Source organism: Methanosarcina sp. Kolksee, assembly GCF_000969945.1.
Taxonomy (GTDB): Archaea; Halobacteriota; Methanosarcinia; order Methanosarcinales; family Methanosarcinaceae; genus Methanosarcina; species Methanosarcina vacuolata.
On sequence record NZ_CP009523.1, the window covers coordinates 17,385 to 44,134 of the forward strand.

The following is a 26,750-nucleotide window of genomic DNA, read 5'->3' on the forward strand; positions in this document are numbered from 1 at the left end:
ATGGGCTCAGTAAATAAGTTAAGATTACTTCATGAGGCTCGAAGAAATCAGTGGCTTAAGCCTTCAGAACTTGAGGAATTGCAGACTAAAAAACTCAGGTCAATAGTGAAGCATGCCTATGAAAATACTGAGTTTTATCATAAAAAATTCAAAGAGGCAGGGATTTATCCTGATGATATCAGGACACTAAATGATCTATCAAAGATTCCTTTTACAACAAAAGAAGAACTTAAACAACAAAAACTTGAAGCAAGGCTATCAAAAGGTACCAATTTAAGAAAATGCGTGGTTAATCAGACAAGTGGTTCGACTGGAATCCCTTTAGTAGTTGTATTTGATGAAGCGGCAGATGATTTTAGTAAAGCTATTAATCTACGTTCTCATATCGAAAATGGATTAAAATTAAGGAGCAGATGGGTTGTTTTTGCAAATCCCTACCGTCATCATAAACCCCTTTGGTTTCAAAAATTAAAATTTTATCATCCTATTACAATGTCTCCATTTGAACATATGGACGTGTTAGTCGATAAATTAACAAAATTTAAACCAGAGGTACTTGATGGTTACACTTCTTCAATTGGACAGTTAGCAGAAGCTGTTAAAACAGATGATATCAGAGGTATTAATCCTAAAGTTGTGTTTGGAACATCTGAGCTTTTAGACCCAGAAACTAGAAAACTTGTAAATTCTGTTTTTGATGTTGAGATGATTGACCACTTTGGTTGCGTAGAATTAAACAGGACCGCATGGGAATGCAGTGAACATGCTGGCTATCATATAGATACAGATGCTGTAGTTATGGAATTTATTGAGAATGGAGAAAATGTTTCCCCTGGAGAAAAAGGAGAAATCACATACACTGGATTGTATAACTATTGCATGCCTTTAATCAGATATAATATAGGAGATATTGGAATTCCAAGTGATGAATTGTGTCCTTGTGGAAGAGGTTTACCTCTTATGAAATTAATAGAAGGTAGGACAGATTCTTTTATGCATATGCCAGATGGCAGGACTCTTTCTCCAAGGACATGGCCAATAATACTTAAAAAATTTTTAGAAATTGAACAATTTAAGGTAATTCAGGAAAAAAAGGATCTTATTAGAGTATTGGTTGTTAAAAGCACTGGCTTCTCACAAAATACAATCTCTCAAATAAAATACGATATTAAGGAAATTATAGGCCCAGAAGTCAATGTTAATGTAGAGATTGTTGATGAAATTCTGAAGGAGAATTCAGGTAAAGTTAGGTGTGCAGTTTCAAATGTAAAAGTCAATTGATGATCATTATGAGTGATAATATTTTGGTTTGTACAACTGAATATTATCCACATAGTTGCAATTGCAAATGTAACATGCAATATAAAATGAACTCTAAAAAAGAATATATAATGCTATTAGTGAGTTGATAATACGAAAACAAAAAATCTGCTCATAATAAGCAATGATTTTCCAGATATTAAGGATGAATATATAAGCAATGTATTTGTCAAAGAGCAGCTCAAATACTTAAAAAATTACTTTGAGAATATCTATGTTATCTGTCCTGTGGCTTATGGTATGGATTATCTAAGAAAGGTTCAGCATAAAGACTATATTTTTGATAATGTGCATGTTTATTTTCTAAATTATCTTAATATTCCATTGTTTTATTTCTATTCACGCGATCTCTGGGCTTCAATAGAGTATTCTGCAATAATTAAGTTTATAAAAAAAAGGAATCTCAGGTTTGACTATATTCATGCACATTATACCTGGCCTTCAGGGGTAGTTGCTGCAAAATTGAAAAAAGATATCAATGTACCGCTAATAATTACTGAACACACTTCAGAAACTTTTATGAAGGCTATTAGAAACAAAGATTCTCAATTTGTCAAAGCATGGGAAATCAGTGATTCGATTATTCGTGTAAGGCGTGGGGATATAAGTTTATTCCATGATGTTGGAATTTCATTGGATAAAATTCGTAATGTTACAAATGGCTATGATTCCAATAAATTTTATCCCATGGACATGTCAATCTGCCGAACAAAACTTGGGTTGCCGCCTGATACAAAAATAATTTTAAATGTAGCCAACCTATATAGTACAGTAAAAGGGCATGAATATTTAATAACAGCAATGTCTGAAGTTGTGAATCAAAGAAAAAACTCTCTTTGTATTATTATAGGAGAAGGCAAGTTACATGATCATTTGGTAAAACTTGTAGATGAGCTAGGTATGAAAGATTATATAAAACTTGTTGGCAGTAAAAATCACGATGAGATTCCCCAATGGATTAACTCATGTGATCTGTTTGTGTTGCCTAGTTTGAATGAAGGAAATCCAACTGTTATGTTTGAATGTTTGGGTTGTGGTAAACCCTTTATTGGTACAAAAGTGGGGGGAGTCCCCGAGATTATTGTAACTGAAGACTATGGGCTACTATGTGAACCTGCAAGATCAAAAGAACTTGCTGAGAATATATTATTGGGGTTAAATCATAATTGGGATTCTGATCTTATCAAAGAATATTCTAGCCAATTTTCGTGGAGTTCTATTGCAGAAAATATTTATAAAGTATACTCTCAAATTAATAGCAATAATAACTGCTGTCACTAATTACTGATAATAAGTTGTTATTATGTGACTTTAGAGTATGAAGATCAGACTCTTACATTCTTTGCAGTAAAAGTTTCTGGATTACTGTATATTGCTTTAGGTGTACTGTTATAATATATTATAAAAGATATTTTAAAACATTAGATAAATGCCAGAAAATACGCTAAAACAAATTTGGATTGGGATCTAATTTCAGATATATACCTTGAATTATTCACAAAATAATTATTAAAGTAGGGTTTGAGATATATATGAATCTGAACTTAATATTTTGCAATAAAAGGAGCGTTTTTTTCCTATATATACTTCAGTTCATATTGATCACTTATTCTTTAATCGTGGCACATAACTCACCTGCTAAAGGTTACGAAGCCTCTGTTTATACAGGTACACCTTTGATTGTGTGGTTTTCTTTAGGGTTCTGCATATTCCTAAGTGTTGTCATTGTTATATCTCAAATTGTAAATGAGCATGTGGAATCAAAAAATCTTTGGATTTTTGGCTTACTGATTATATATATTGTTTATGTTATAGCTTTGTCTCTATTTGTTATCAGGAATTATTATGGATGGAGTTTTAATGGTGATCCGGGTGCTCATATTGGACATGTTAAGTCTATCGTTGAAAGTGGTCATATTCCTGATGAACTTTTTTATCCTTTTGTTCATGTTTATGCATCACAAATTTCATTGATCCTTAATTTGGATATTATTATTTTACATAAATATATTCCTTTACTCTTTGGAATGTTGTATGTACCTTTTATGTATATTTTTTCAAAGTCAATATTGCCAAATAGAGCTCAGCTTATACTGACTACTGTTGCAAGTATGACTTTTATAAATGGATGGTACTTAAATTTTACACCAAATGCTCTAGCTAATCATTTTATCCCACTTTTTCTTTTTATATTTTTAAAAATATTAACTAAAACCAGTGCAGAATGGGAGATTCTAATTGTAATTCTAGTGTTTATGTTTCCAATATTTCATCCTGTTCCCACTCTTTTCTTAATTATCTTGCTTGTATCTTTTCACTATCCAAGTAAGTTGCTTTCAGTACTGAAAATAAATTCGAAAACTTCTATTAACGATTGTTCCATAAGAACCAAGCACATCTTTAAATTTACGTTAGTCTTGCTATTATTTGTATGGGGAGTTACGTGGATATCTTCTTTTGGTGTTTGGGACCGAACAATAAGAAACATTAGTATTTTAATTAACGAAGGAGGAACTACAAAACTAGATTCTCTTGTATCAGATGTGCATACTGCTGAGGGTTATGGATATAATGTCATTGACTATGTTATTAAAACTCTTGGCTCAACGGCAATTTATTTTTTAGTTTCTTTACTTTGTATTCCATTATTATTGAAAGAGAGAAGGTTAAACTATTCAAGCCTAGGGTTAAAAACTATATTTTCATTGTATGGGCCGTTATTTTGTACGGTTTTATTTTTCTTTTTACTTTATTTTTTAAACTTAGCTTTTGGACCATTAAGAATAATTTATTATATAGTTGTAATATGCACAATTTTCATTGGATATTTTCTAAACCATGAAATTAGGAGAGTTAGGTATCAGTATAGGGGTTCGATTTTAAAAATCGTCTGTTTGTGTATTATTTTTATGTTAGTTGGGGTGTTCTTCAATGGCATGATGCTTCTATATCCCTCAAATTATAAATTAGAATCAAACCCCCAAACCACAGAAACTAGTTTTGAGGGAATTAAATGGTTTTTTAAGACACGTAATATCGATATGGAAATCACTGGAATGTATATAGTTCCATACAAATTTGCGCTTATATTGTTGATTCCAGTAGAAAAGATACAAATGGAATGGACAATACCGAAAGAACTAGCCGTCCCTTATCATTTTGGATATAATAATTATTCATCTCTTTCTGAATCTTACATTCGCAAAAATGATTTATATCTAGCAATAACCGAGAGAGACAAGGTTACAGCAGAAAAAATATTTCCTGATATTGCAAAAGATAGGTGGACTTTAAGTGATTTTGAAAAATTAAATTTTGATTCAAGTCTTGATAAAATTTATTCAAATAATGGATTTGAATTATATTATGTAAACTGCCGGTATATTGATACTTAATAGGGGGACTTATTTTTGAAAAAAGCACTATTGATCTCTTACTATTTTCCACCGGACCCAGAAATAGGGGGTTTACGTATGCAAGGTCTTGCCAGATACCTTCCTGAATTTGGATGGGAACCTATAATATTGACGAAAGAATTACATGAGGAATCAGATTCACAATTTAGAATTATACAAGCTCCTTCTCCTGATGATTTTTTATTGAATTTGTTGTATAAATATTTTGGATCAGATCCAGTTTATGGGGTTAAAAAGAAACTCAAAATTAATACTCAAAAGAATAAAAAATCGATAAGATACTTATTTGTATTATCTATTGCTGAGATTGTTACATACCCGGATATCCATAAAAAATGGAAAAAATCACTGAAAATAATTGGTACTGACATTTTAGAAAAAGAGGACATAAAGGTAATAATAAGTAGTTCTTCTCCTATCGTTACTCACCTTGTCGCAAATGATTTAAAAAAGGAGTTTAATATTCCATGGATTGCTGATTTAAGAGACCTTTGGTCACAGAATCATTATTATAAATATAGTTTCATAAGGAAATTTTTCGAAAAAAAGCTTGAAGTAAAAACGTTAACTGAATCAAATGCTATAACAACAGTTTCCACATATTTAGCTAATGATTTGAAAAAATTGCATGGCGAAAACAAAGTTTTTGTTGCTCCCAATGGTTTCGATCCAAAAGACATAGATAACTCAGTTGTGGATATCACAGATAAGTTTACTATTACATATACTGGTACCCTCTATCAAGGAAAAAGGGATCCATCTAAATTGTTCAAAGCCATTAATGAATTAATTTCAGAAAACAAAATTGATAAAAATGATATAAATATTAGATTTTATGGTAAACAAGAGGATTGGTTGTATAAGGATATTGAAAAATACAATTTAAAAGATGTAACTAATTATTATGGTTTTGTTTCTAGAAACCTTGTGGTTACTAAGCAGAGAGAATCACAATTATTGCTTCTGCTATTATGGGATAATCCAAAGGAATCGGGTGTGTATACTGGAAAAATTTTTGAGTATCTTGCTGCACAAAGGCCAATTATAGCAATTGGGCCTTCTGTTGGTGGTGTTGTCAAGGATCTGTTGGAAGAAACGGGAGTTGGAATTTATACCTCTTCTATTCAGGAGTTAAAAGAATATTTAGTACAATGTTATTTTGAATATAAAACGAAAGGTAGAGTTTTATATAATGGAAGAAGAGGTCAAATAGAAAAATATAGCCAAAGAGAAATGGCAAGAACCTTTGCAAGACGTATGGATGAACTTTCAAGATAAATACTGTTTTTCATTCTCTTATTTCATAGTTAGTGTTATCCATGTTAATTTGTAGTACAAACAACGTTTGTTCAGGAAAATAGTATATTTTTCTTTATCCTGTTGCAGGATAATTGATGGGACGCCTGCGGAACGTGGGGAAGGATTTGGGGACTTGTTTTCGAAAGAGAAGGGAATGAACCAGGAAGTTTCTCCCTTTAAACTGAGCCGAAAGGCGAAGAATTAGGGGAGAGGTAGTTCACTTGTGTCTATTGAACCGTATTCAAAATAATATTTTATTAAAAAGCTGCACAAATGTGCTTAAAAATGTGGGGTTAAGAGGTAATACTGAAGCTTTTTAGTAAATTTAATTCATTTTTACTAATCCCTTTGATTAAAATCATTATGGAAAAATACACAAATACACCCAATAATACCGAAATGAAAAAATTCATAATATTAGAGGGATTAAAACAAGAAATAACTCCTAACATGATTAAAGAAGCCATGATACTTTTCAAAACAAAACCTAAATTTAAATTGAATTCAATATGCTTAAAAGAAACAAGGATACAAGTTGCTACCATTAATGTATATGAAATTAAAGTTGCAATTGCTGCTCCAACAATTCCAATTGACGGTATCAATATAATATTAAAAACTATGTTTAATAAGGCAGCAAAGATATGGATGTATAAGTTGAACTTTGTTTTTTTTACAAGGTGTGTAATATTAATAATTATCTGAAAAATACCTGATAAAAGTCCTGACAAAGCAATAAAAGGAATAACAACATTTCCTGAAATAAATTCTTGTGTTGTAAAAATTTCCAACATGGGCTTTGAAAGTGCAGATAATCCAAAAACAGCAGGAATTGCTATTAAAAGGAAATATTTCATTGAATAATCTAAATAAACCTTTACTTCATCGATTTTTCCTTCATCATATAAACGCGAAAGTTCTGGAAACAGAATAAGTTGGATTGGTGTAATAAACAAATGAATCAGATTTCCAATGGTATACGAAGCTGAATAAATCCCGGCTTGGCTTAAGCCTAAAAAATAACTGACCATATATCTATCACTTGAATCAGTTATCCATCTGATAAGAGAATTTGGAGTTAATGGTATAGAGTATTTCAAATATTCACCGATCTGATTAAATTTTGGGATTTCAAAGCCTACCTCGGATACAATCTTATAAATGGAAATTATGAACAATAATCCCTGAATAATTAGTACAGCTAGTATAACTCCAAACAAGCCTAATTCCATAAAGATAAATAATAAAATTAAAATTAATTGCCCAAATGTCTGAAATAAAGTTAAAAAGGCAAATTTATTGGTTTGTCGGGATACTCTAAAATAAAAAATTGAAATTTGATCAATTGCACTAAAAAAAATCATAAAAGCTCCCACTTTTATGAAACCTGATGTACTTATATCTTTGAATATACTTGAAGCCAAAAAATCAGATAAGAGAAATACCACTATAGATACTAGTAATCCAGTAAAAGCCACAAAAAATATTACAGAAAAAAATCCTTCTCTTAATTTTTTTTTATCTTTTTCTGAAGAGAGAAATCTTACAACTCCCATAGATAAGCCCATTAGAGCAAGAGGAGATAAAAGAGACACAGTAATATTTATTTGTGCCCAGATTCCATAATCCTGAGACCCCAGAGTTTTTGTGATTACTGGAAGCAAAAAGAAGCTACTTAGACCTATTAGGGCCTGAGTGATTCCTATTAACCCCACATCTTTTATAAATTTTTGATATGTCATTAAAATCACATATTGTTTTTTTTACCATTTTTTTATTAATTTTGAATTGTATTTCTCCGTTTACTCATTCATTTAAACCTTAGTGTTTTGGTAGTAACAATTGAGATCTCAGATAATCTTAATAATCATGAAAATTTCTCCAAAAACGACAACAAGAATATTATTTATCTGAAGAAATCATTTGCGGAAAGACAGGTAAAATGTCTGTATTTATGATCTAAATTTGAAGTTAATGTTGCCTATTATCCTCATTGTAGGAATAGCTTAGATTTTAACACAGTCTTATATCCTTATATGCTGGTAGAGATCTAAGCAAAGACTATATTCAATAATCAGATTGTCATGACACTAGATTACAAATTTCCTCTCCACTTGTAATCCAGGCATTCTTTTTAGAGCAATATTCCAAAATCTTCTCATAAAATTTCAAATTTTCTCCCTGCATGTATGTATTATGCCAGAGTATTGTAATCACTCCATTGTACTGCTCAACAGTATCAATAAGATTCTTTACGAACTCCAAAGCTTTTTTAAAATCAAGTCGCATGTAATCTTCAAATAAAGTACAATCCATAATTGTCAAGGGGATCTCCAGAATATCGATCTGTTGTCCAGTATTCACATTAAAAGGTTTGAATGGATGGCACATTCCATTTCGGAATCCAGCACAGTCAGCATAACCAAATGTAGAATCATATTTGAAACCGGCTTTACTCAATAATTCCCAAGTATTCGGTACCTTAAATCTTAAATAGTGATTTCTATATCCAATTACTTTTTTGCCGAGAACCTTTTCAAGCTTTTGTTTTTTTTTCTTGATATCCTCAAGGTTGTTGTAAGATTCATTTCCTCCATGAAGACCAAGTTCCCATCCATTGTCTGATATATTATTTAATTCATCTTTGATGTCCTCTATATTATAGCTATAGTCACTTTCTCCTGATTCTAGGGTTAAAAAATAAAAGCTGGATTTTGCATCATATTTTGCTTCTAACTCTATTATTTCTTTAAAGTTCCAGTAAGGATTTAGTTTCTTATTAACTCTAGAAAAAGAAATTTTTATGGCATCTATTAAGTTTCCTTTTACAAAAGCTCTTGTGGCTTCAGACACTGAATACAGTCTACTGGGTTGAATAATGTCAATATCATGAGTAAGACAAACAGCAAATTTTTTTTCATCTGGATACTGTGGTCTTAGCCCATTTTCGAATAGAAATTTGGAAACACTGGGCTCAAAAATGCTTCTGTGACTGCTTAGATAGTAGGGAAACCTATTATACTGATCAGAGAAAGTTAAATTGTACTCTTCTTTTCTAGTAAAAAGGTCCCAGAGTTCGGTATTTTCTTTTAGTTTTTCATACATAATGTTTTTCTTTGTTCCAGGATTGACAACGTATGAATCGTGCACCATAACACTGGCTCCGGTTTCCAGGCAAAGAGCTTTGTGAGGTTCTAAATGCCTTATTATTGGGCTCATTTTTATGATTTTGAGTCTGTTGCCAGAATAATTATCAGCTTGATAATTTTACCCTGTCTATGCCAGATAGTCCTCCAAACCAACTTAATTTTTTTCAAAAGACTATCCTTTTCAACTTAGTTAAATTTTTTGGTCAACGCTTATTACATGTAAATCCGGTAAAAGAGAGGAACTCTCAAATATGAGAAATTAAAGACTTATTATAAGATTAATTAGTCACAAAGGTCAATGATACTTTTTTGAAAAAATTTGATAAATATTGAAGAAATCGACGTAATTTTTCATGATTCTTTACTTTACCGACGACACATGAATAGAAGCTAAATTGAATAAAACCCAGAAAAGTTGAAAAGACTTGACAGACGACCAATTCAGAGGAATTTAAGAATCGGAATTCGGAGAAACTAATGACTTCAAGTGTGGAACTGATGTATAATTTCCCAGCAATCAGTTAGGAATGGTCTGATATCTTTTACATCATATACTGCAAGATATGTTTTATCACTTTGGAGAAGATTTCTGAAAAATATACGATAGTATCCTTTTCGTTTTGCTAAGTTAATTATTTCATGTTTTATATATACAAAATGTATATTTTTGTCTTTTATTTGAGTTTGGGGTTTCACTTTTTTTCCAATAGCATCTAAGTATTGAGAGTATTGTAAATTGACTCCTGAAAGGTTTCCCATCCTGTGCCACATCATTGAGCGTAAGTTTATTTCCATTAGTTTGTATTTTTTGTCTCTCTGATCATATTTAAATTCGGGCTCAGCAATCCCTTTTATGTTCATACCATTTAATAAAATTCTTCCTTGTTCGAGAATTTCTTCTGGGGCTTCATTTGAGGCACTTGAAAATACACCAAAATCATTTGGATACTGGGATAACTTTTTTCCTGTCCATTCATTCAGAATTTTTCCATCTTGATTTCTGTAGGCTACATATGCATATATGCAGGATCCGTCCCCCGGAATTATTTCTGAAGCCAAAAAGCTTATTCCAGTATCAAGGTGTCTTTCAAGATCCTTTCTGTTTTTTTCAACTTCTTTTAAACCAGTCAGAATTAAGTTACGAAAAACATTTGTCTTCATATCTTCTCTTTTTTTAGGTTTAATGATGATCGGGAATTGAATCTTTTTTATGTTTTCTATATCTTCTTTTTTTTGTATTTCCATTGTTTTGGGATATGGTACTCCTAATGCTTCACAGTATGAATACTGAACATATTTGTCTAGACATTCTTTCAGATTTTCTTGATTAAAGGGTAAAAAGCAGAAAGGACTGATTTTATCATAGATAGCATGCAAATTTTCAAGATACAGATCATCGGAAGGAAACACAATTACTCGTTCATATTCTTCATGCAGATTTCTAATCTCTTTAAGCAGGCTTTCTGGGGTTTCGTCAATGAGTATGAATTTTTTTATTTTATTGCTATATGATGCCAACTTCTTAGAACTATCAAAAAGTATTATGTCTTGTACTCTTTTCTCATGTAACTCCTGAATTATCGAATATCCATTTACATATCCACCAAGAACCAGAGCACAGTGATCTCTTTCCATACCGAACACCTTAATTACATTTGTAAATTTTGGATACACCTAGTGCATCGACTTTTGATTAATTATATATTTTCAAGTTACCAAAGATGGCACTACCTGGATTATGGTTTACCTTGGGAGCAACTATGCTCTTAGCCAAGATGCTTTGAGAAGTAGTTTCAGCATGAGTAATCGGACCCTGTTTACAGATTGACATAAATATTACTATTAAAACTAGGAAAAACAGTACTAAAACTGTAGCTTTGACTCTGATTTTAAGCATATAGATACAGCCAGGTATTTTTGGAATAGGTCAAATTTAGTAATGTAGTGAGTTATTGATCAACTCCAAAAAAGCAAATATATCCATTTTTTTAAGAAAATGAAGATAGTTTTATGCACATGTTTTCGATAACTCAAATCCACTGTTATAAATTATTTATAAGTATGTGTGTCTTACAAAATAAATTTTTCTACTCAGTTTGACCGTATACTAAAAGTTGTGTAAATACGATTGACTTAATATCTGTTTTCTTAATATAAAAATAAGAAATGACTTCGGACACTTCTGTTTTCAAAAATGTTTGTGGAAAATTCATGGCATATCATTATGGAAACGAACTGTGGAGTGCAACTTGATCAAAATCAAGTCCTTAAATTAAATAAACCCTCAAAGGAAACTTTTCTCTCAAAACGGAGCTTATTGATCTCTGTCAATGGCTCATTTTATAGTTAATCCACAAACAACTATCTTCAAACAATAGGTTAGTAAGTTATATAAGGAAAGTAGTTTCTTTAACGTTGTTAATAAATTTAATCTGTAATAAAGAGACTTGTATGCGAAATAACTGGATAGACTCCTTGAAAGGTATGGCAATAATACTTGTTGTTATTGGTCATCTAAGTACTCTATTTAGTGGATTAGTATTTTACAAATTAAATCAATATATATATTCCTTCCATATGCCATTGTTTTTTTTCATATCTGGATATTTAATTAATTTTGAAAAATATATGAATATAGAGAAAACTTATTTCAAAAAAAGAGTTTATTCTTTAATTATCCCGTATTTCTTTTTTTCAGCAATAGCTTACCTGTTTTATATTACAATGGATTATTTATATCAACCACAGATTCATAATATTGAACTATTTGAAAAGAGTGTAGTTTTTAACCTCTACGCTATTTTTTGTTCTGCAAATGGTTATCTTTTAGATACTCCATTGTGGTTTTTACCCTGTTTATTTATAACTGAAATCTTGTTTTTTATATCAAGAAAAAATCTTAAAGAAAACTATCAGCTTTTAGCGCTGGTAATATTCTTCTCACTTACTGGTTTCTTATATAGTACTTATATTCCATTAAGAATGCCCTGGAGCTTTGATATAGCATTAACAGGTGTGGTTTTCTATTTAGCAGGTCATTTTTTCAAAAAAAACTATGAAACTGTTTTTTTTAGAAAAAGATATATTTTTATTTTTGTTCTTTTTCTAATACACATAATGTCCTCTTTTACAAATTCCAGGGTTGATATGTATAAATTAATTTATAATAACTACTTCTTATTTTATCTTTCAGCTTTTTCTGGAATACTTGTGTATTTTTATATATTTAAGAGGATAAAACCCTCAAAAATTTTACAGTTTTATGGAAGAAATAGCCTAATTATTTTAGGATTCCATTATATAATAATCTCTACACTAAAATATACACTTCCAGTCCTGTTCAGTCACTTAAACTTAAAAATTAGTGAAACTCTATTTTTTATAATCAGTATATTTTTAGTATTACTTTCATTAATTCCTGCTATAGTTATAACTAATAGATATTTTCCATGTATTTTAGGAAAGAAAGCAGAAAAACCACATATTTTAGCAGTGGGATGAATGCATCAAAATATTCATTTTCTTTTTAAAGTTTACAAATAAAAACCAATAAACACTTGTTGTTAACTCAAAACTTCATAAATAAATTTATATACACATCAGTTCAATATCATGGTGGATGTTTATTTTAATCTATGTAACAAAGCTAGTACCAGTTGCTTCAGTTAGTAATATTATATGCCATGAAGTTTCTCCACAGAATTCTAAAATCGCTACAGAAACTGGCAGGCTAAAATATTATATCCAGAGTGTTGATAAATATTGTAGTTTTTACAATCTGATATTATTTATTTTAAATACCCCATTGCTTGCACCAAAATACATCCCCAGGCCCTTGGGTTTTCGGCTAGACTCTTAATATAACTGGAGACATTACATGTCAAAATACTTTTCTAATAAGTTTCAGTTATTATCTACATCAATATCTTTTGTACTACTATCGTATTCTCTTTTCTTGATTGCAAGAAAACCAGCTACAGGATATGAGATCTCAATATATTGGGCTACACCGTCAATTTTTTGGATAGCTTTAATATTCAGTTTAATAAATGGTATATTTCTTTTATGGTCTTCTATTTATACAGAAAACAGGAAACAATTCAACATAGGGTTTTTTCAGGTAATTTTTTGTAATATTTTATTAGTTCTGCTTCCCAAATTAAGGAACTACACTCTGATCATGGGGAGAGGAGATAATGCCGACTATGTAGGATATGCAATGGATATAAGCATTTATGGCTATCTTCCTGATTACAATTTTTATCCATATACTTCCGTACTTATTTCTCAAATAAGTCAGATTGTAAATATCTCTGCCCTGGAAGTATCAAAATATATTCCATCTTTATTTATTATTATTTATATGCTGGCTATTTATTGCTGGGCAAAATCATTTAAACAAGGCTATAATTTTATTACATATTCGGTTATAGCTTCAATACCTCTATTCTTTGCTTGGTTTTTTGCGACAATATATTACATGCTTATCTCAACCTTAATGTTACCGCTTTTATTTTATATTCTTAATAAAAATACTGATTTTAGATATAGAATTCTTGCTATTATACTTTGCTTAGTGCTTCCGTTTACTCATCCAATTATATCATTAATTCTTTTATTGTATCTCATATGCATGTTTTTTGAAGAGACATTGTTGGATCACAAATCTTATAAAGTATCTTTACGGTTAATCATGATTTTTCTAATAACTTCTTCTATCTGGTATCTGGCTCAGTATTCCTTAACAAAAAATGCCATTGAGATTCTTGAACAAGCAGAAAATAGTCTTCTCATGAAAAGTTCAGGTGATACCACATTGACCGTAGCAACGGGATATCTTAATAAACTGGGTTATCTCACAGCAGTAAAGTCATTGATAATTATGACATTTGATGAATTAATGTACTATATTTTGTCATTCATTTCAATTTTTATTATTTTTAAAAATCCAAAACAAGATTTTGAGGACCTGAAGCCGGTTTCTTTATGCTTTATCTCTGGTAGCATTTTCTATATCTTTCTGTTTATCTCTTCTCGCGCTCATACTCCATACAGATTCATTAATTTAGACGCAAATATGATATTTGCACCCCTGCTGTTAGGATACTTTATGGTTTTTTTGAATAAACAATACAGAAAAGTTCTAAATCTCATTATTATTATATCTGTGATCACCGCGATTGCTTCATTATATCAATCTCCAATTACCACATATCCAAATGATCAGTTCACTGCTTATGATATCTCCGGAGGAAAATGGCTATTGGATTCTAAGAGTGAAGAGATACCTACAATTACATTACTGAGTCCTTTAAATCGGTATTCTTCTCTTATCTACGGTTCAAAATATTCATTCCTTCACAAGTCCTCAGTTAGACCCTGGTCCAGTTTTCCAGCGGATTCAAGTTCGTTTGAAACTGGTATTTTTCCAGCTAACAATACTCAATATTTTTCAATAACACAGTATGAAAAACAAGCCTATTCCACAGTATGGAAAGATATTGGACAATTTAATGAAAGTCATCTAACTTCAATCAATTCTTGTAAAAATGTATACCATATATATAATAATCAGGAATTTTCAACTTATCTTATAAAACCCTGTGAACTACCACAAAGCTAAGACTTCGGGGTTTTACGCTTTGATCTATAAAGAAGAGACTAATTTCATTTACTAAATATTTTTATTTCGTACTGCTTTTAATATTTAGTTTAAGTCTGTGTTTTATAGCAGAAGGAATCATAGACATTACCATTTGATATTCGGCATTTCCTTTAGTAAAGGTCCATATGCTACCTATATATACTATTGTTACAGCGATTCCAGATATAATCAAGGCTCCAAACCCTGAAATCGGTACAAATAAATTAATAAACCTGCAAGAACCCGCTATTATAAACACTGCTAAGAACCCAGGAAGCATGGAACTCACAAAAGTGGTTCTTGGAATTCCAAGGACCTTAGTAGCATACCAGGGAATAAAAAGTGCATTTTTAAGGGTTAATACAATCGCTCCTGCAATTGCAACACCATAATATCCCCAGCCAGTGAGGAGCGGAAGCATTATCTCCAGTAAAAAATTGCCTATTCCCATACAAAATGTGACAATTCCTGGAACTCGTACCTTGTTGTATGCAACGTTGATATCAAAGAGAAGCATTACTGGAAGATTAATTGCAAGGTGAGACAGCATTATTAACATCAGTGGCGAGAGTTTTACAAATTCAGGGCCTACCCAGAGGGAAAGGAGTTGTGGAGCAAAACCACAGATAAATCCAATTGGAAGAGCAAGTGCAAACCCTGTAAGTTTTATGGCACTTTTTGATAAACTTATAAGGTCTTCAATTCTGCCCCTTATATAGTAATTTAAAATCACCGGTGTAAGTATATTTATAAACACACCTGCAATAGTGCGTAGCATTGAACTCCATGTAAAGGCTATTGAGTATTCTCCACCTGCAAGAGTACCAAATAATTTGGTTACAATTATAAGATCTATCTGGAGAAAAAGAAGAGAACCGATCTGACTAATGATGACCCAGCCTGCCATCCCTGAAATTTCCTTTACTTTTGATCTGCAAAAGTCTTTTATATTTATCTTAAGATGAGGGTTTATCCTGCATGAGAAAAAGACAGTAAGAGCAAAGGCAATTATGGCAGCGATCAGATAAGCTAACCCTATGTAAGCAAGATTTGGAGAATATAACTTAAATAATAGTACTATTAGGCCAACCTGAACAAGAATATTTATGGCATTTATTATGTTTAGAAAGTCAAGTCTATTGTAGGCGAAAATAGAAACTCCAAAATTACTGCCCCAGGCCCGCAATAGGAAGGCACTTAGAACCCCAAGAAAAAGGAGTCTCGTAGTATTTTCCTGGTTTGACGGAACTTCAAAAAAGGAAGGAGAATAATACGATAGTAGAACTACTACAGGAAACATGAGTAGAATAATTCCAAGTGTTCCAAATAGAGCAGTGTTAAAGGTCACATTTGCTTTTTTAAACTCTTTTTTCTGTAATTCAATCGTTATAGGTCTTGAAACTGAGGTATTAAGTGATACCATAATTAAATTTACATAAGCTGTAAAAGAGGTCGCTAGTGGGATCATTGCATAGCTCGCAACACCAAGTGAATTAATAAAATATGGTACTAAGAATAGCCCACTAGCGAGGTTGACTATAAAATATAAAATATTGGTTATGAGATTCTTAGGCACTTGCTTGCTGAAGACATCCTGAGGCTCTCTTGAATTTAACATTCTTACCTTCATTTTCTAGGCTTAACTAGCAGCAGTTTTTTATTTTTGGCCAAATATGCCAAAATTTGAGAAATGACCTGAATAATTAAACAGCCTGAGAAGTCCTGTAATACAGAACAGAATCAAATAATTTCCATGATCTTAAAAATGGCAATTCCGATAAAACTAAAAGTCAAAGGAATAATTGCAATAGTAAATGAACATTTAACATCTTTGTTCCATTTATCGGTTGCAGCTATAGTCTCCATTAAAGACAAAAGTAGTAAAAGCTCGATAATAACTGCACCCCAATACTCAGGAAGACCAATTGTTGCAACAGTAATGGGCGTGATGATTGTTAGCATAAAGATTCCTTTGCGAGTTATGCGATGATCCCACTAAAAAGTGGATATAACAAAATAACGATCCATATTGGATTAATAACAGATCATTAAGTTAACTTATTACAAATTATAAAAACTTTTCCTCATAAAGTCAGGTTTGAAAATATATAGTCTTTTCTGGTCAATTTAATTAAAACTTGTGTTTTGTGTATTGATATGAATTTTTTTGCAAAGTTAGACTAATTTTATATTATTACTGATATTTTGGTATTTTTAAAGATAAATTAAAATGTGGTATTAACCAGCTAATGAATCACAACTAGTTTAGTTATTTAGAGTTTATATTCATTTATTTTAATTTTTAAATTGTAATTTTAATAAATATGCAAATTTGTTCATAATTTTACATATATTCAATAAGAGTATTAAATATTTTTCTTTTTTGTACACTTCACTTAATTTAGAAGGATATGAATTTCTACTTAAATATATTTCTATAAATTGAAACAGTTAAATATTTTATTGCATATCTTTCGATTGTGAGTCAGGGGGGACATACAGATGAGTAGTGAGTCTAGTGTTAGTAACAAATACGAATACGTAACTTTGAGTAATTATTCGCAAACAATGCGCACGACTACTCAACAGATCTCAGTAATTCTTCCTGCATATAACGAAGAAATTCCCATAGGAAGCATGGTTCACCTCACTAAATTGTATGCAGACAAAGTTATCGTGGTCGATGATGGCAGCTTGGATCGTACAGCTGAGGTTGCCAGGAACGCTGGAGCTGAGGTAATTGTTCATGAGATAAATAAAGGAAAGGGAGTTGCTCTTAAAACCGGTTTTGAAATCGCAGTCATGCTGGGTGCTGACATAATTGTAACGATGGACTCCGATGGCCAACATAATCCTGCCGAAATCCCGAAATTAGTGGCTCCAATAATTAAAGGCGAAGCTGAGATGGTAAACGGCAGCAGATACTTAAATGGCCTGGAAAAAAGCACTCCTGCATACCGTCGCATTGGCCAGACCATCTTGGATAAGTTCACTAACATAAATTCAGGCCTTAAGATCACAGATTCACAGAGCGGCTTTCGTGCCTTTGCCGCTTCAACAATTGGAAATTTCCGTTTCAATGCACAGGGAATGGCTATAGAAAGCGAAATGCTCGCAGATGCAGGAAGTGCCGGTCTTCGCATAAAAGAAGTAAGTATAGGTGTCCGTTACGATGTTGACGGTTCCACCAAAAAACCAGTTTCTCACGGCCTTGAAGTCCTTTTAGCGATTATAAAAGACATGGTCTTCAAGAAAAATACTTAATATAATAATTGGGAGATAATATTTCAAGGGGGTATACTTTTGAGGATTGCATTTTTTATAAACACACCCGCACATGTTCACTTATACAAAAATGTTATAAAATCCCTGGAACTTAGCGGGCATCAAGCTATCATCCTGGCAAGAAATTATGGAGACACTGTTAACTTATTAGATGAAATGGGTTTTGAGTATTTTGTATATGCCAATGTACCTGATTCAAAATATGGAAAAATACTAGCTCTGCCCTTTAATGTGTTAACAGCGTACAATTTTCTCCGAAAGAAAAAGCCTGATCTATTAGTTGGAATGGGAGTTTACTCAGCATATACATCACAATTACTGCACAAAAAATGCATAATTTTTAATGATTCTGAACCTACACCTTTTCAGTTCATGCTTTTTAAACCTTTTGTGGATGTAATCCTTACTCCTTCATCGTTTACTGTAGATCTGGGTCCAAAACACATCAAATTCAATAGCCTTAAAGAAATTGCGTATTTACATAAAAACTACTTTACACCAGATTCAAAAATTTATGACTTTCTTGGGATAAGTCAAGATGAAGACTATGTTCTTTTACGTTTCAATGCATTTGATGCTGTACATGATTTTGGCATAAATGGTTTTTCCATTGAGCAAAAAAGGCTCCTGGTTAAGGAACTCAGCAAGTATGCACGTGTGTTTATCTCATCTGAACTAAAATTACCAGACGATTTTAACAAGTATCTATTGAAAATCCCAAAATCCCGTATTCACGACATCCTGTATTATGCAAAACTTGTCATAGCTGACACCCAGACGATAACCACCGAATCCGCTGTCCTGGGAACTCCAGTTATCAGGTTCAATTCTTTTGTAGGCAAGAAAGATATGGGCAATTTCATTGAGCTCGAAAACAAGTATAACCTTATTTTCAGCTTCAATGATCCTGAAAAAGCCATTACCAAAGCAGTAGAACTTATTCAGGAACCTGATTTAAAAAGCAAATGGAAAGAGAAAAGAGACCGTCTCCTGGTAGACAAAGTCGATGCTACCAAATTTTTGGCTTCATTTATTGGAAATTATCCTGACAGCTTATATAAAACCCGGAACGAAAAAAGTTATTCCAAAAAAGACAACAGCTCTATCACCCTGCAAGGTGATCTACTATGAAGATTGCAAGTGTTGTGGGCGTTAGACCTCAGTTCGTAAAAGCCTCTGTAGTTTCAAGAGAATTAAGAAAAAGTAACAAAGAATGTTTGATTCATACTGGTCAGCATTACGATTATGAAATGAATAAAATCTTCTTTGAAGAGTTGGGTATCCCCGAGCCTGACTATTATCTCGGTGTAGGTTCTGGCTCACATGGTCAACAGACAGGAGAAATGCTTCGGAAATTAGAAGAAGTTCTCATGGTTGAAAAACCCGATCTCGTGCTGACTTATGGGGATACAAATTCAACACTTGCAGGAGCCTTAGCTGCATCAAAGCTTGGAATAAAAAACGCACATATAGAATCTGGATTAAGAAGCTTTGACAAATCTATGCCTGAAGAAATTAACCGCATTTTGACTGACCATTGCTCTGATATCTTATTTTGCCCAACTCAAAACGCAGTTAACAACCTGGAAGAAGAGGGAATCACTAAAAACGTGTATTTAACTGGTGATGTCATGGTTGATTCCCTTCTACTTAATAAAGAGATTGCAGAAGCTAAATCCTCTTTATTAAATGACCTTAACCTAAAAACCAGGGATTATATAGTTGTTACAATTCATAGAGCAAGTAATACTGATAACTTTGAAAACCTTCAAAATATTATTGAGGCTCTTCGGGAATTAAATGAAAATATTATTTTTCCCATCCACCCACGAACTGAAAAGTTGCTTAAGAATTACGATTTATACGATAGCCTACCCTCTTCTATTACGTTAGTAAAACCTCTTGGCTTCCTTGATTTTATAAAACTTATGAATCATGCCAAGATGATTCTAACCGACTCAGGAGGAGTTCAGAAAGAAGCCTACATCTTAAAAGTCCCTTGTGTCACACTCAGGGAAAACACAGAATGGATCGAGACCATTAAAGATGGATGGAATGTACTGGTTGGTTCCAATAAAGAGAGAATTATTAAAACAGTAAACGGGTTCATGCCTTCAGTCCAGGAACATTGTAATCGATTTGGAGATGGAAGTGCAAGCAATAGAATTGCTGCAGCAATTAATGCACTCTAATGTAAACCGGGGGCTAGCTTATGACTTTCGACGCACTTGTGGATGATTCAATAAGATCTCTTCACAGTTGGGTAAAAAATGAAGGATATTATGGATGGGATCCTTATGATGCACTAAATAGCGAAATAGTAAGCAGACTATGCTCTAATTCTCAGCCATTGGAGATACTAATAACTCAATTAAATAAGTACTCTATCTTGAACATCAGGCCAATTCTAGGTATTGAAAAAGGGTTAGATATAAAAGGTATATCACTTTTTGCTCAATCATTTGCAAAAATTTATTCTTTGACAAGCGATCAACAGTATAAAGATGATTTATCAGAATGCATTAACTTTTTAAAAAGTAAATCTCTCAAACAAAAATATGGTTTTGATTGCTGGGCAGGCCACTATTTTAATTATAGGGGCTTTGACGGAAGCACATTAGCTCCAGATATACCTGATGTTATTACAACATCAAATGTAATCAAAGCAATAGCTGACAGTTACTCAATTTTTAAGGATGAGGAGCTAAAAGATATCGGAAAAAGTGCCTACGATTTCTTAATCAAATATCTACTAAGAAAAACAGATGACGGGCTTTATTATCTGAAATATGATACATTAAGTGAAAACAAAATTGTAATAAACGCTTCTGCTGAAGGTCTAAGCGCTATATGCAGATTAATGCCCTTATTTAACGATGCTGAAATGAAAAAAATCGCGTGCCAGCTTTCCGAATTCTTAATGTGTACTCAGGATTCAGACGGTTGTTGGATATATAGTAAATACAAAAGTGGAAAGATAAGACGCCAAACTGACTTTCACCAGGGTTTTATATTAGATTCTCTGGTTGAATACCTTCCTTTTGCTGAGCCAAAAAAACAGGACCAGTTAATGAAATCAATTAATAAGGGAGTAAATTTTTACAGAAAAAAACAGTTTTTAGACAACGGTAGATGTTATTATAGATATCCCAAACTATACCCTGTAGACATACATAATCAAGCTCAGGGTATAATCACCTTTAGTAAGTTAAGTGTATTTGACGCAGAGTTCCTTGAGTTTGCAAAGAAAATTTTAGAATGGACAATTCTTAATATGCAGGATAATTTGGGATACTTTTTCTATCAAAAAAACAGGATACTCACAAACAAAATTCCTTATATGAGATGGGGAGCGGCCTGGATGATGCTGTCTATGGCAACATATTTAGAGAAAGTGGGGGTGGCAAAATGGTAAGAGTTTTAATGTGTGGATCTGTAGCTTCCTCAGGAGGAGTTTCCACACATACTAAGAACTTAATGGAAAATTTGTCTGTTGACGCAAACAAAATATTATTGTACAATTATTATACAAATACAGATGGTTCAAAAAACACAAATTTCGAAAAGGTATACCGACGTACTTTTGGATTATTCTTCCAGATTTTATCCAACAGAAAAAAGTATGAAATAATTCATGATCAAACATCAGGCGGTATATTCAGCTTTATTTCTGCAATAACTGCATCCATAGCATCCAAAATCGTAGGTAAAAAGTTAATAGTCACATTCCATCACTCAAAAACAGAAGAGTTTGTAGAAAAATACAAACTATTTTTTAATTTCGTTTTAAAAAATATAGATACAATGATTTTAGTTTCAAATAAACAAAAAGAATTTATTTCCAAGACTTTCCCAAAATACTCAAATAAATTAGTTGTAATTCCAAATGGGTATGATTCAGCCTTTTTTTTCCCAAGAGATACCAGCGAATGCCGATCTGCTCTGAGTATTCCTATGAATAAAAAGGTGATATTTAATATCTCAAACTTAATCGACATAAAAGGTCACAAGTATCTTATTGAAGCAATTGGCAACATTGCAAAAACCAGATCTGATATTTACTGTATCATTGCAGGGAAAGGTTATCTATTAGAAACTCTAGAGCAACAAATAAAAGACTCTAAACTCGAGGACTATATAAAATTAGTAGGGTGGATCCCTGACAATGAGATCCCTATTTACATAAACACCAGTGATTTCTTTGTCCTTCCAAGCCTGGGTGAGGGAAATCCTATTGTTATGTTTGAAGCAATAGGGTGTGGAAAACCCTTTATAGGAACGAAAGTCGGGGGAGTTCCTGAGATTATAGCTTCTGAAGATTACGGATTATTATGTGAACCTGCAAGTTCAGAAGAACTAGAAAAAACTATAATGTCAGCATTAAATAAAAATTGGGATACTTTAAAAATTAAAGAATATGCTGAATCTTTTACCTGGAAAAATATTGCAAAAACAACTAAATCCATCTATGAGCAAACTTCGTGAACCAGCCCACCTGCAAATCTAACAACTCGCAAGAAGGCGTTTTGGTTCATTTCTTTAAAGTCAGACAAGCCATATGTTCTTCAAAGTGGACACTAGTCATTAAAAAGTTAAACCAGCAATTAAAGAAATGAAATCAGTAATCAAAAAAATTAAAATAAAAACTAAAAAATTAAACTGGTACTTAAAAAATGAAATTAGTACTTAAAAAATTAAAATCGTTCCGTTGCCAGGTACCAGTAACAGGAAGTAGGGCTGTTCGTGCTCTTATTGGTGAGCCAGCCCATCATTCCTGGTTTTCCAATTGTTAGCTGAGGCAAACAACTGGAACTTTCACTGTATCGCAGGCATTACATTGCTGTCACTGGTCTTCAGTTTCAGGACTGGTGACATCACCTTCCAACTATTATTATATTGGCTGCAGTACTTGATTTGTCACCGTTAGTTGCAGTTAATTTTACAATGTAAAATCCTGTTGTGTAGGTGTGACTCGGGTTTGATTCGGTAGAGGTAGTTCCATCACCAAAGTCCCATTTTATTGAGGCAGCATTGACAGATCTATCTGTGAATCTAACCGTAAGAGGAGCACGCCCAACCTGAGGTGCCAATGTAAAGCTTGCTGTCGGTGAAGCAGATGTTCCAGTAACAGTTATTGTCTTACTTATGGTATCTGAACCATCGGCATTGCTTACAGCCAGGTTAACTGTATAAGTTCCTGCAGCAGCATAGGCATGTACCGGGCTTGCATCGGTAGATGTGGATCCATCACCAAAGTCCCAGTTCCATTCATTTGGATTGTTACTGGATGCATCATTAAACTGAACCGTAAGCGGCCCTGTCTGCTTTGCAGTGAAGTTTACAACTGGTGGTGTCGGTACACGATTTACTTTAATATTCATTGATTTTGGATCACTGGAACCGTCATCGTTTGTTGCAACCAGGGTAACACTGTATGTTCCCTCACCATTGAACACATGCACAGGGTTCTGCTCAGTTGATGTACTTCCGTCCCCAAAGTTCCAGTTCCATTCATCTGGATCGTTAGTGGATGTATCAGTAAACTGAACAGTCAGTGGAGCAGAGCCTTCTGTAGAATTTGCAGTAAAGCCTGCAACTGGTGAGACTGGTACACGGTTTACTTTAATATCCATTGATTTTGGATTGCTGGAACCGTCACCATTTGTTACAATCAAGGTAACCCTGTATGTTCCCTCACCACTGAACACATGTACAGGGTTCTGCTCAGTTGAATTAGTTCCGTCTCCAAAGTCCCAGTTCCATTGAGCTGGACTGTTGATGGATGTGTCATTGAACTGAACAGTCAGAGGAGCATAGCCTTCTGTTACATTTGAAGTGAAGTTCGCAACTGGTATTAAGCGGGTTACGGTGATAACCATTGATTTTACATAGCTGGAACCAGCACCATTTGTTGCAACCATTGTAACAGTATATGTTCCCTCACTATTGTATACGTGTACAGGATTCTGCTCGGTTGAATTAGTTCCATCTCCAAAATTCCATTCCCATTGAGTTGGATCATTAGTAGATGTGTCAGTGAACTGTACAGTAAGACTTGCAGTGAAGTTTGCTATAGGAAGAACTGGTGGCACAGGGCTTTTCAAAGTGTATGTCCCATTACCAATACTCATGAACTGAATACCGTCAGATGTCTGACTAAATGGTACCGACACACCATCACAGACCAGGCTCGAAGGAGAAATCGTAGTCTGCACGTTTATATTGACTGGATACCCACCACTCGTATTTAGCTGGAACTTTAGATTATCCTCATCAGATTGTAAAACTTTAGTGGTAGCAGTCTGTGCCATTGAACTGTAATACCATTCTGAGAAATCAACCAGATTAATATTGTTTGAATTCAGATTGGTCACAAAAGTCTCGAACAGATCTGGACTTATTGAATATTGATCAGCCGGGCTATTATCTGTCTCATGTGTAAAGCATGGAGAAATTGCACCGTGTGCTGAACTCTCTGACCACCAGGCCCATGTCTCGTTCGAAAGGGTATTAACATTAGGAATAAAGGCCATACCCATTGGACCATTTCTATACAGCGACCCGTACTTATTGTACGCATAGATTGCATGTGTTATATTATCTTGATTTCCGCTAGAACTCCATGAAGCCGGTGTCAAACCAAAGGTTCCGTTCATAGCCCCAATTTGAGAGTCTATTGTTCCATTTGCTTCTTCAAGAGGCAAAGACTCAAGTCCAGGATAAAAGTGTATACATCCCTCAAACCCACTGGCAAACAGACTGTTATCATACGCAGTATCAGTAGAGTTTTTCATATTATTTTCAGAAACGTAAATGCTTGCAGTTTGATCCCGAGAAATTAAGAAATCTATACCATTCTGGTTATTTGTAACATTCGGGTAATCCAGACCAAATGCCATTATATCGTTTCGCGCGTATGGCGTGATAGTTTCTCTTGGAATGGATTGAGTTATGTTGTAGAGGTGCACATTAACCCAACCGTCTGCACCTGATGCATAACAGTTAAGGTAGATCAAAGGCTGAATTACGTTTGCATAGGGTAGCTTTCGTGTTTTTTCTGTTGTATAAGGAGTAATAACATACATCTCAGGCCCAGCTGTAACAATATTCGTACGGTTTGAGTCATCACTGTGGATACTAACCGTAACTCTATTATCAACAACTGAACTTGCAGGAATCGTGAAACTAGAATTTAACAGACTGCCATCATCGCCTGTCCAGTAAGACACGATCTCATAACTATCATCTAGAGCATGTCTGACACCTACATAGGCAACTGAAGTATGTATATACCCATATGACCATTGTGAACTTGAGTTAACTCCCATTGTAAATGTCAGGTTTTCGTTAACAGCAGGATACGCACCTGTGATATAAGTAATTCCACTATCATCACTCTGACAGCTAGAGTCAATGGACCCTAATGCAGAATTGTACGCAAGACTCAAATTTGAGATATATGGATCAATTGGATTAGCCGTGTAAATATTATCTGGAACTTCGCTTACTTTGCTTGCATCAAATGTCCAGAGTTGCAGCTCAACTCCACTGTTATCTGGTAGTTCTGGTTTTGTAGCTGTGTAATTAATAGAATTGTTCCAGGCAACATTACCTGCTGCATCCTCAGAGGACACATTTACAAAATGAGTACCTTCAACTGCTACAATACTTCCATTCCAGATACTTCCACTCTGTTTAACGAGTGAAACATCATTTACCTTTACACTGCTAACTCCAACGTTGTCAGTTGTATTAACAGTCACAAGGATAGAATCACCAGTGTTAGGTGTATAGTCATCGAGATCGACAGAAGTGATGACAGGAAGTTCCGTATCTGTTGGGCCTGGTGTTGTAGCTATGTAGGAAGTATCATTGTTCCAGGCAACATGGCCTTCTGAATCTGCAGAGGATACATTTACAGAATGAGTACCTTCAACCGCTGTAATACTTCCATTCCAGATATTTCCACTTTGATTAACGAGTGAAACATCGTTTGCCTTTACCTCACTAACTCCTACATTATCAGTTGTATCAACAGTTACAAGGATGGAATCACCAGTGTTGAGTGTACTCTTATTGAGATCAACAGAATTAATTACAGGAAATTCTGGATCTAATACATTTATTTTACTTGGGGTTGCATCAAGAGTCAAATGAACAAAGTCGGGATTATCAGAATCATAATAGGAATCTTCCAATATGTTTAGATCTGAAGTACCTGCTTTTTTTCCAGTTATAGTAATAGTTCCAAGCAAAACATTGGTCTCACCAGGTTTAATTTGGCCAATTTCGTCATCTGGATCGGTTTTATTTAAATCAATAGCTTGTATCCAAACCGAACTAGAAGGAACTGTAGAGTTCGTTTCTAGCGAGCTCCAGTCAGGGAAAGAAACTGTAGTTATTTCCACAATTTCCGGGTCTAAAACCGAAATATTGAGGCTGAAACCTGAAAGTCCATCAGGAACCTCATCCAGCACAAGCTGGATATTCTGGGAAGAACCTATGTCCATCTGAGTTGTTTGAGGATTAAACGAAATGTTATTTGCTGCAGATGCACATGGTATCCCAAGTCCAAAAAAGACTAGAAGGATTAAAACTTTATACAGCTTATTCATATGTTACATCTCCTTCGATCTT

At 33.4% G+C, this 26,750-nt stretch carries 17 protein-coding genes; 11 read left to right on the plus strand and 6 right to left on the minus strand.

Annotated features, from left to right (window positions below; translation table 11 throughout):
- The 4 genes from MSKOL_RS00070 (at window position 1) to MSKOL_RS00085 (ending at window position 6,014) form a co-directional block, all read left to right on the plus strand.
- Window positions 1-1,281 carry a phenylacetate--CoA ligase family protein gene (locus tag MSKOL_RS00070; RefSeq protein WP_048116521.1) on the plus strand — a complete coding sequence of 427 codons (1,281 nt, stop codon included), beginning with the start codon at window positions 1-3 and terminating at the stop codon, window positions 1,279-1,281.
- A 192-nt stretch (window positions 1,282-1,473) separates the two neighbouring features.
- Entirely contained in the window at window positions 1,474-2,601 is a 1,128-nt protein-coding gene (locus MSKOL_RS00075) for a glycosyltransferase (protein WP_231592155.1), read from the plus strand.
- A gap of 338 nt (window positions 2,602-2,939) precedes the next feature.
- Window positions 2,940-4,715: a hypothetical protein gene (locus MSKOL_RS00080; protein ID WP_156150915.1), complete on the plus strand. Its 1,776-nt coding sequence runs from the start codon at window positions 2,940-2,942 to the stop codon at window positions 4,713-4,715.
- Window positions 4,716-4,730: 15 nt separating this feature from the next.
- Complete coding sequence (locus MSKOL_RS00085) at window positions 4,731-6,014, plus strand: glycosyltransferase (RefSeq protein ID WP_048153183.1); 1,284 nt, start codon at window positions 4,731-4,733, stop codon at window positions 6,012-6,014.
- Window positions 6,015-6,328: 314 nt separating this feature from the next.
- Here the strand turns inward: MSKOL_RS00085 and MSKOL_RS00090 are convergent, their stop codons facing one another.
- The 3 genes from MSKOL_RS00090 to MSKOL_RS00100 form a co-directional block, all read right to left on the minus strand.
- Window positions 6,329-7,777: a flippase gene (locus MSKOL_RS00090; RefSeq protein WP_048116534.1), complete on the minus strand. Its 1,449-nt coding sequence runs from the start codon at window positions 7,775-7,777 to the stop codon at window positions 6,329-6,331.
- A 340-nt stretch (window positions 7,778-8,117) separates the two neighbouring features.
- Window positions 8,118-9,140, minus strand: a complete 1,023-nt coding sequence (locus MSKOL_RS00095; RefSeq protein ID WP_048153198.1) for a polysaccharide deacetylase family protein — start codon at window positions 9,138-9,140, stop codon at window positions 8,118-8,120.
- A 527-nt stretch (window positions 9,141-9,667) separates the two neighbouring features.
- Window positions 9,668-10,819, minus strand: a complete 1,152-nt coding sequence (locus MSKOL_RS00100) for a hypothetical protein (protein WP_048153184.1) — start codon at window positions 10,817-10,819, stop codon at window positions 9,668-9,670.
- An 816-nt stretch (window positions 10,820-11,635) separates the two neighbouring features.
- Between MSKOL_RS00100 and MSKOL_RS00105 the strand changes: the two genes are divergently transcribed.
- The gene (locus MSKOL_RS00105; RefSeq protein WP_082090988.1) at window positions 11,636-12,685 is read left to right on the plus strand and encodes an acyltransferase family protein; all 1,050 of its coding nucleotides are present in this window, start codon (window positions 11,636-11,638) and stop codon (window positions 12,683-12,685) included.
- 376 nt (window positions 12,686-13,061) lie between these two features.
- Window positions 13,062-14,807, plus strand: a complete 1,746-nt coding sequence (locus MSKOL_RS00110) for a hypothetical protein (RefSeq protein ID WP_048153186.1) — start codon at window positions 13,062-13,064, stop codon at window positions 14,805-14,807.
- Between the two features lie 61 nt (window positions 14,808-14,868).
- Here the strand turns inward: MSKOL_RS00110 and MSKOL_RS00115 are convergent, their stop codons facing one another.
- Window positions 14,869-16,458: a lipopolysaccharide biosynthesis protein gene (locus MSKOL_RS00115; protein ID WP_231592152.1), complete on the minus strand. Its 1,590-nt coding sequence runs from the start codon at window positions 16,456-16,458 to the stop codon at window positions 14,869-14,871.
- 110 nt (window positions 16,459-16,568) lie between these two features.
- Window positions 16,569-16,790, minus strand: a complete 222-nt coding sequence (locus MSKOL_RS00120) for a hypothetical protein (protein ID WP_048153188.1) — start codon at window positions 16,788-16,790, stop codon at window positions 16,569-16,571.
- A 540-nt stretch (window positions 16,791-17,330) separates the two neighbouring features.
- Between MSKOL_RS00120 and MSKOL_RS00125 the strand changes: the two genes are divergently transcribed.
- From MSKOL_RS00125 to MSKOL_RS00145, 5 genes are read left to right on the plus strand one after another with little or no spacing between them, the layout of a single operon-like run.
- A complete protein-coding gene (locus MSKOL_RS00125; RefSeq protein ID WP_082090989.1) occupies window positions 17,331-18,092 on the plus strand; it encodes a glycosyltransferase family 2 protein in 762 nt (253 codons plus the stop codon).
- A gap of 39 nt (window positions 18,093-18,131) precedes the next feature.
- Window positions 18,132-19,244, plus strand: a complete 1,113-nt coding sequence (locus MSKOL_RS00130; protein WP_048153189.1) for a DUF354 domain-containing protein — start codon at window positions 18,132-18,134, stop codon at window positions 19,242-19,244.
- A complete protein-coding gene (gene wecB, locus MSKOL_RS00135; protein ID WP_048153190.1) occupies window positions 19,241-20,305 on the plus strand; it encodes a non-hydrolyzing UDP-N-acetylglucosamine 2-epimerase in 1,065 nt (354 codons plus the stop codon). Before MSKOL_RS00130 ends, wecB begins: the two co-directional genes overlap by 4 nt.
- Window positions 20,306-20,325: 20 nt before the next feature.
- Entirely contained in the window at window positions 20,326-21,528 is a 1,203-nt protein-coding gene (locus tag MSKOL_RS00140; protein WP_048153191.1) for a hypothetical protein, read from the plus strand.
- Window positions 21,522-22,598 carry a glycosyltransferase gene (locus MSKOL_RS00145; protein ID WP_048153192.1) on the plus strand — a complete coding sequence of 359 codons (1,077 nt, stop codon included), beginning with the start codon at window positions 21,522-21,524 and terminating at the stop codon, window positions 22,596-22,598. The genes MSKOL_RS00140 and MSKOL_RS00145 overlap by 7 nt, the downstream gene beginning before the upstream one ends.
- A gap of 389 nt (window positions 22,599-22,987) precedes the next feature.
- Here MSKOL_RS00145 and MSKOL_RS18575 read toward each other — a convergent pair whose 3' ends face one another.
- The gene (locus tag MSKOL_RS18575; protein WP_052725290.1) at window positions 22,988-26,728 is read right to left on the minus strand and encodes a PKD domain-containing protein; all 3,741 of its coding nucleotides are present in this window, start codon (window positions 26,726-26,728) and stop codon (window positions 22,988-22,990) included.
- Window positions 26,729-26,750 lie beyond the last annotated feature (22 nt).